The organism is Nocardiopsis lucentensis DSM 44048 (assembly GCF_000341125.1).
In the GTDB taxonomy this organism is placed as follows: Bacteria; Actinomycetota; Actinomycetes; order Streptosporangiales; family Streptosporangiaceae; genus Nocardiopsis; species Nocardiopsis lucentensis.
The window spans coordinates 1-6,838 of the sequence record NZ_ANBC01000119.1 but is presented as its reverse complement, the minus strand read 5'-3'; the positions used below and the strand labels follow the sequence as shown (position 1 = coordinate 6,838).

The 6,838-nt window shown below is 69.9% G+C and carries 5 protein-coding genes and 1 riboswitch; all 5 genes read right to left on the bottom strand.

The genetic code is table 11. The annotated features are described in order from the left end of the window. Window positions 1-233 precede the first annotated feature (233 nt). Window positions 234-322: riboswitch (glycine riboswitch) on the bottom strand. A 407-nt stretch (window positions 323-729) separates the two neighbouring features. Then, entirely contained in the window at window positions 730-1,218 is a 489-nt protein-coding gene (locus D471_RS0103875; protein ID WP_083924062.1) for a MerR family transcriptional regulator, read from the bottom strand. Window positions 1,219-1,690: 472 nt separating this feature from the next. Further along, on the bottom strand, window positions 1,691-2,164 hold the full coding sequence (locus tag D471_RS0103870) for a bifunctional nuclease family protein (RefSeq protein ID WP_017597412.1): 474 nt from the start codon (window positions 2,162-2,164) through the stop codon (window positions 1,691-1,693). A gap of 240 nt (window positions 2,165-2,404) precedes the next feature. Then, on the bottom strand, window positions 2,405-2,950 hold the full coding sequence (locus tag D471_RS0103865) for an FHA domain-containing protein (protein ID WP_026127383.1): 546 nt from the start codon (window positions 2,948-2,950) through the stop codon (window positions 2,405-2,407). A gap of 605 nt (window positions 2,951-3,555) precedes the next feature. Continuing rightward, window positions 3,556-6,060 (bottom strand): mannose-1-phosphate guanyltransferase, encoded by a 2,505-nt coding sequence (locus D471_RS0103860; RefSeq protein ID WP_026127385.1) that lies wholly within the window; start codon window positions 6,058-6,060, stop codon window positions 3,556-3,558. 304 nt (window positions 6,061-6,364) lie between these two features. Then, window positions 6,365-6,838, bottom strand: a 474-nt coding sequence (locus D471_RS32915) for a CDP-alcohol phosphatidyltransferase family protein (RefSeq protein ID WP_017597409.1), incomplete at its 5' end; no start/stop codon positions are given.

Below are 6,838 nucleotides of genomic sequence, written 5' to 3'. Positions count from 1 at the left end.
GGGGGGGGAGCCGTAGCCGACGGTCTTGAGCATCTCCGCGGTTTCGGCGGGGGTGGGCCCGATGTGGCGGTCGGCGAAGACCCGCGCGGGGGTGCCGGGCGTGTGCGGCGTCGGGTCTGGCGTGGACTGGTCAGGCACGGAGACCTCCTGATGACAGGGCCGAGCGGGTCGGCGCGTTCCTCACGGTCTCCCCCTCTGTCACCGGGCATGACGCGGCCCGGCTTCAGAGCGGCCTCCTCCACGCGGTCCGTGGTGCCTGAGAGGTTACTGGGGAGTATTGCCCCGTCGGCGCCCCTGTCGGGGTCTCTCCCGCGTGGTATTGACGGCCTGTTGACGCTGTGTGTGAATGTACGGACAGGGCGAATGTCGGTTTTCATCCCTGCTGTGACCAAACGGTACTCGATAGCCGCGCCGGGAGCCGAGCCAGGGTCTCGCGTGTCCGGCGGCCCCCACTGGACCCCCGGTCCACAGGCCCCTCAACCGCAGGTGTTCCCGACCGCCCAGCGAAGGCGAACATGACCGGTTCGAACGGGAGCCACCGGTCGGTGAGTACGAGGGCGCCCCCGACCACGACGGACCGGCCGATCCCGTCGGCAGCCCCACGGCCCCTCCGCCCGGCTCGCGTTCCCCGTCACGCAGCCCGTTCCGTGCCACGCGTCCCCCACGACCCGGATGCCTCGCCGCGGGTCCGACGTTCGCGGCGCGAGTCCGGTTCCGCCGCGGGGCCACTCAGCCCGTGCGGCGCTCCCGGCGGCGGCGCGCCAGCTCATCCACCGGCTGCGGCGGGGCGGCGGGCAGGTCGGCGCGCTCCTCGGCCGGGACCACGCCCAGCGCCTCCTCCAGTTCGCGCCACACGTTGCCCAGGGCCAGTCCGAACATGCCCTGCCCGCGCTGCATGAGGTCGACGACCTCGTCGGGCGAGGTGCACTCGTAGACACTGACGCCGTCGCTCATCAGCGTGATGCTGGCCAGATCGGGGGCGGGCCTGCCACGCAGATGATCGACGGCGTTGCGAATCTGTTGGAGGGAGATCCCCGTGTCCAGAAGGCGCTTGGCGACCTTCAGCAACAGGATGTCGGGGAGGCTGTACAGGGGGGCGTTGTTGGCTCCGGCGCGCACGCTCGGTTCGACCAGGCCGGTTCTGGCCCAGTAGTCGAGCTGACGGTAGGTGATCCCTGCGGCGGTACACGCCGCTGGGCCCCTGTACCCGACGTCCATCGGCAGCGCCACCACGTCCTCTTCGCACAGTAGGCCCTGCTGCCCCGCTAGCCGCAGCGCGGACCGCCTGTCATGGGTCTCCCGCTTGCCGCCCGCTACCGCCACGCCGACCTCCGGCTCCTCGTCCCACGGCGGTGTCGACAGGGGATGTCCACTCAGGGAAAGGGTGCGCCGCGGGTTCCACTGCACCGACCGTAGGACGACCGACCGACAGCGTCAACGAAGGCACGCGGCGCGTCGCCAAGTGCGCGCGTCGCGCGGGCCCCGGATCCGCACCGGGTCCGACCCGAGGGCGCCCCAAGGCCCCGGCCGTGGCCACCACAGTCCCCCTCCCCTGACCCGATAACCCAATCTATCAGTGACGACCGCGACGAACCCGCAGGTCACAGCCGTGTTTTCGCGTGGGCGTCCTACCCGGGCACACGTCAAGGACACGGCGGGGGCCACCCCGCCGCGCGCCTCCCGGGAGACGCTACTCGGCGCGTCGGCCGAAATCCTCGGGCGAGATGTTGTCCAGGAACTCCCGGAACGCCTCGACCTGGTCCTCCTGCTCGTCGGGGATCGGCATCCCGGCCTCGTCGATCACGTCCTCGTGGGCGTAGATCGGCGTGCCGGTCCGCAGTGCGAGCGCGATCGAGTCGGAAGGCCGCGCGCTGACCTCCACACCGTTGCTGAACACCAGTTCGGCGTAGAAGATCCCGTCGCTCAGACCGGTGATGTTCACCGTCTGCAGCCCGGTGTCGAGTGCCTCCAGCACATCCCGGAACAGGTCGTGGGTCAGCGGCCGGGCGGGCGCCACCCCCTGCTGCGCGAGTGCGATCGCCGTGGCCTCCACCCCGCCGATCCAAATGGGGAGGTAGCGGTCTCCGTCGGATTCCTTGAGCAGGACAATCGGCTGGTTCGAGGGCATCTCAACCCGGACGCCGACGACCTCCATGTGCTTCACAGCGGCTCCGTCCCACGAGTCGTCATGCCGGATGGGCGCTCGTCCCTGCTCCCCCGTTGGATCAGGACCCGAGGGCGAAATCGGCACCCTTCGTTACAAAGCTGTCCGGAGGCGGGGGCCCGCAAACCTGCTCGGCCCTCCCGCCATCGCCTTGGTGGCCGCTCCGCGGAAAGGTGAGGCCACCGCCCTCGACCGAGGGTCTCCGGCTCCAGCCCCACCTCCCCGTGGCCACCGTGCCGGTCAGCGGCGCGGTTTGGTCAGCAAGACCATGCGGAACTTGCCGATCTGGATCTCGTCCCCGCCGCCCAGGGCGGCCTCGTCGACGGGTTCGCGGTTCACATAGGTACCGTTCAGGCTCCCCACGTCCCGGACTCCGAAACCGTCGCCGCGGCGGAAGAACTCGACGTGCCTGCGTGAAACGGTCACGTCGTCGAGGAAGATATCGCTGTTGGGATGACGCCCCGCGGTCGTCACGTCGCTGTCCAACAGGAACCGGCTTCCGGCGTTGGGGCCGCGCTTGACCACGAGCAGCGCCGTGCCCGAAGGAAGGGAATCGGCGTTGGCCGGGTCGTCGGCCGCCAACTCGTCACCGGCCGACTCCTCCTCCTCGAGGGCCTGGATCCCGGAGATCGAGATGGTGGACGTGACATCGCCGGCGGAGTCCCCACGCGCACCAGGTTGTGGGGTCTGCTGCTGGGGCCTGCGGACGGGGGTCCCACAGTAGGAGCAGAAACGGGCATCATCCGCAACGGCGTGACCGCACTGCGTGCAGTAAACGCTCGACATAGGTCGGCTCGGCCTCCTACCGCACGGGGCGGTGCTTGATTCGGCTGATCGGTGACACGTCCCGGGCACCGTACGGGTTGCTCACCCGCACACCGCCCGGAGCGTGGCGAGACAGCCCGCTGTCAGGCAGCGGTGCGCCTCACACGGTCGGTCGCTTGGTCTCATCCCCCATGTTGTACTCCTTGTCACCCCCGGCCCGGCTCCGCCGTCGCTGGGGTACCCGCCCGGTGGTGACGCGGTGCGTCAGGGAACACTCGACTTTAAACCATATCCCTGTCCAGGAAGGGTTTTGCTCCACCTCGGCCTGCCGTGGGCGCCCGGACCCGCCCGCGGCGGAGGGGACGACGGACCCGACACCTGAGGCACCGTCTCCGCCGATGCCCGCCCCCGTCGAGATGGACACCTGCTCTGGTGCAGATGCCGTGCGGGGCGGATTGGTTCGCAGCTGAGCCAAACGGATTCGCGGGAACTTTCCACCACCGCGATGACCTGCCGTTATGTCCAGTTTAACGGGAACTCTCGCGCTGGGGTGGGAAAGGTGTCCCCTGACTGAACGCGCCATGCGGGTGGGGGCAAAGCTCCGCCCCCACCCGCATGGCAGCAGGTCAGCCCTCGGCCCGTTCCACGACGGCCGCCCACTCGTCCAGCAGGCGGTGCGCGGTGTCGGGGTCGGGACCTTCGGCCCAAAGATGGGTCACGGCCTCGGCGGTGTCGGGCAGGACGAGCGCCCAACTCCCGTCGGCTTCCAGGACCCGGACCCCGTCGGTGGTGTCCAGCTCCCGGTCTCCGGCGGCCTCCACCACGGCCCGCATGACGCTGCCCTTGACCGCCCAGGGGGTGGGCACCGAGCGGCGGAGCAGGTGCGCCTGCGGAATGGCGCGGTCGATCTGGCCCACGGAGCGCCGGGTGCGCGCCACCAGGCCCAGCAGCCGCACGAAGGCGGCGATGCCGTCGCTGGTGGGGCTGAACTCGGGGATGACGAACCCGCCACGGCCGTCCCCGGCGAAGACGATGTCCTCCTCACCCGACCTGACCGCCTTGGTCAGCTCGTCGGTGGCCGTGGCCGTCCACCGCACCGAGACCCCGTGCGCGCTGGCCACCCGCTCGGCCACCCGGGTGGTGGTGACCGGCAGCGCCACCGTGCCGCCGCCGCGCTCGGCGGCGACCAGGTCCAGCACGACCAGCAGCGCCCGGTCGCCGTCGACCAGCTCACCGTTCTCGTCCACGATGGCCAGCCGCTCGGCCACCGGATCGAACCGGACACCGAAGTCGGCCCCGGAGCTGGCCACGAGTTCGCCCAGCCGCTCCAGGTCGCGCATCCGCTTGGCCGCGGTGTCGGTCGGCGAGGCCTCGTCCAGCCGGTTGTTCACCGTGAGCACGTCCACCCCGATCCGCCCCAGCAGGGACGGCAGGATGAGCGACCCCGTCCCGCCCGCGCAGTCGACCACGACCTTGAGCTCGGCCTCGGCCACACCGCTGGTGTCCACGGCGCGCAGCAGGTCGTGCGAGTAGTTCTCCACGCCGCGCGAGGGGAAGGTCAGCTCGCCGATCTCCCCGGGGAAGGCCCGACGGTACTCCGCCCGGGAGAAGACCCGGTCCAGCTTGCGCTGCGAGGCCGGCGACAGGTCGGCGCCCTGGCCGTCGAGGAAGAGGATGTCCACCGATTCCGGGTCCCCGGGGCTCGTGCGCAGGTGGATGCCGCCGCTGACCCCGCTCTGGGACGTGTGGAAACGCGCCACCGGAAGCGGCACGACCTCCAGGTCGCGCACGTCGATCGCGGCCGCCGTCAGCGCGCTGATCACCGCACGTTTGAGAGTGCGCGCGGCCCGCGAGACGTCGCGGGAGGTGGTGACGATCGCGCCCTTCTTCAGCGTGGTCGCGTAGGCGTTGGCCAGCCGCACCGCCAGTTCGGGGGTGATCTCGACGTTGATGAGGCCGGAGACCCCGCGCGGCCCGAACAGCGAGCGCTGCCCGCGCGACTCCCACACGACGTTGGTGCTGACCACCGCACCGGCCTCGATGGTCTTGAAGGGGTAGACCTTGACGTCGTTGTGCACGTAGGCCTCGGACTCGATGACGCAGTCCTCGCCCACGACCGCGCCCTCCTCGATCCGGGCGGCGGCCATGACGTCGGTGTTCTTCCCGATCACGGTGCCGCGCAGGTTGGCGCCGCGCCCGATGAACACGTTGTCGTGCAGGACCGTTCGGTGGCAGAAGGCGTCGGAGCGCACCACGGCGTTGCTGCCGACGACGGTGTACTCGCGCAGCTCCGCCCCGGCCTCGACCTTGGCGTAGTCACCGATGTACAGCGGGCCCTTGAGGACGGCGTTCGGGTCGACCTGCGCGCCCTCGCCGACCCACACGCCCGGCGACACCTCGAAACCGTCGATGTCCACGGCGACACGGCCCGAGAGCACGTCGGCCTGGGCGCTGAGGTAGCTCTCGTGGGTGCCGACGTCCTCCCAGTAGCCGTCGGCGACGTACCCGTAGAGGGGCTCGCCCTCCTTGAGCAGTTCGGGGAAGACGTCACCGGACCAGTCCACGACCTCGCCGTCGGCGACGCGCTCGAGGACCTCAGGCTCCATGATGTAGATGCCGGTGTTGACGGTGTCGGAGAAGACCTGACCCCACGTGGGTTTCTCCAGGAACCGCTGGATACGGCCCTGCTCGTCCACGATGATGATCCCGAACTCCAGAGGGTTGGGGACCCGTTTGAGGGCGATGGTGACCTTGGCTCCGCGCTCCTTGTGGAAGCGCACCATGTCGGTGAGGTCGATGTCGGTCAGCGCGTCGCCGGAGATGACGATGAACGGTTCGCCGCGCAGGTACTCCTCGGCGTTCTTGACGCTGCCCGCGGTTCCGAGGGGGACCTCCTCGGCGACGTAGTGGAGCTTCATTCCCAGCTCCTCACCGTCCCCGAAGTGGTTGCGGATGAGGGTGGCCAGGAACTGGACGGTCACCACCGTCTCGGTGAAGCCGTGTTTGCGCAGCAGCCGGAGGACGTGCTCCATGATGGGCTTGTTGACCACCGGCAGGAGGGGTTTGGGCTGGTTGGCCGTCATGGGGCGCAGGCGGGTGCCCTCGCCGCCCGCCATCACGACCGCCTTCATCGGGGGCGTGGCCGGGACATCGGCGCCGTCACCGCTGTGGGCGGGGCCGTTCTGGGCGCTGGTGTCGGTCATCGCCGGGACCTCCGTACAGCGGTGCCGTCGGAGGTCGCGGCGCGGGGGTGGGAGCGCGCGTCGTCGCACGCGGTGGGACATGTTCTCATGGCGGAGATGACACTCCCTCTCGATCCGACAGGATTCGCGGTGAGCCGTTCCGCCGGTCGTGTTCGGGCCGGGCCCGGAGCCTGGTCCGGCCCCGACCCGTGGTGCGTCCGTTCGCCCTCGGATTCCGCTCCGGGTTCCTCCGTCAGCGGTCGCCTGGTCTGTCGGATCGGGTCGATCCGTGCTGCGGCCGCGCTGGGTCGCTGTCCTCGGCACCCGTCCGGCCACCGGTGTGATCAGCGCGTTCGTCGCGGCGGGTCTGGGCGATCAGGCGCAGTCCCTGTACGGCATAAAGCAGTCCGGCCCACCAATAAAGAGCAGTTCCCCAGAGTGCGAACGCCCAACCTATAATCCGCGCCACATCTGAGACAATCGACGTGTGCCCCGCGATAAACAGCAGCGGGAACGCGTACAACAGGCACAACGTGGCGGCCTTGCCCGCGAAGTTCACCGGCAGGGGGCCGTATCCGAAATGCCGCAGCAGCGGCAGCGCGCCGAGGATGAGGACGTCGCGCAGCACCAGGATGCCCATCAGCCACCACGGGATGATGCCCCGGACCACGAGGCCGAGCAGGGCGGCGAAGATGTAGAGCCGGTCGGCGAGCGGGTCGAGCACCGT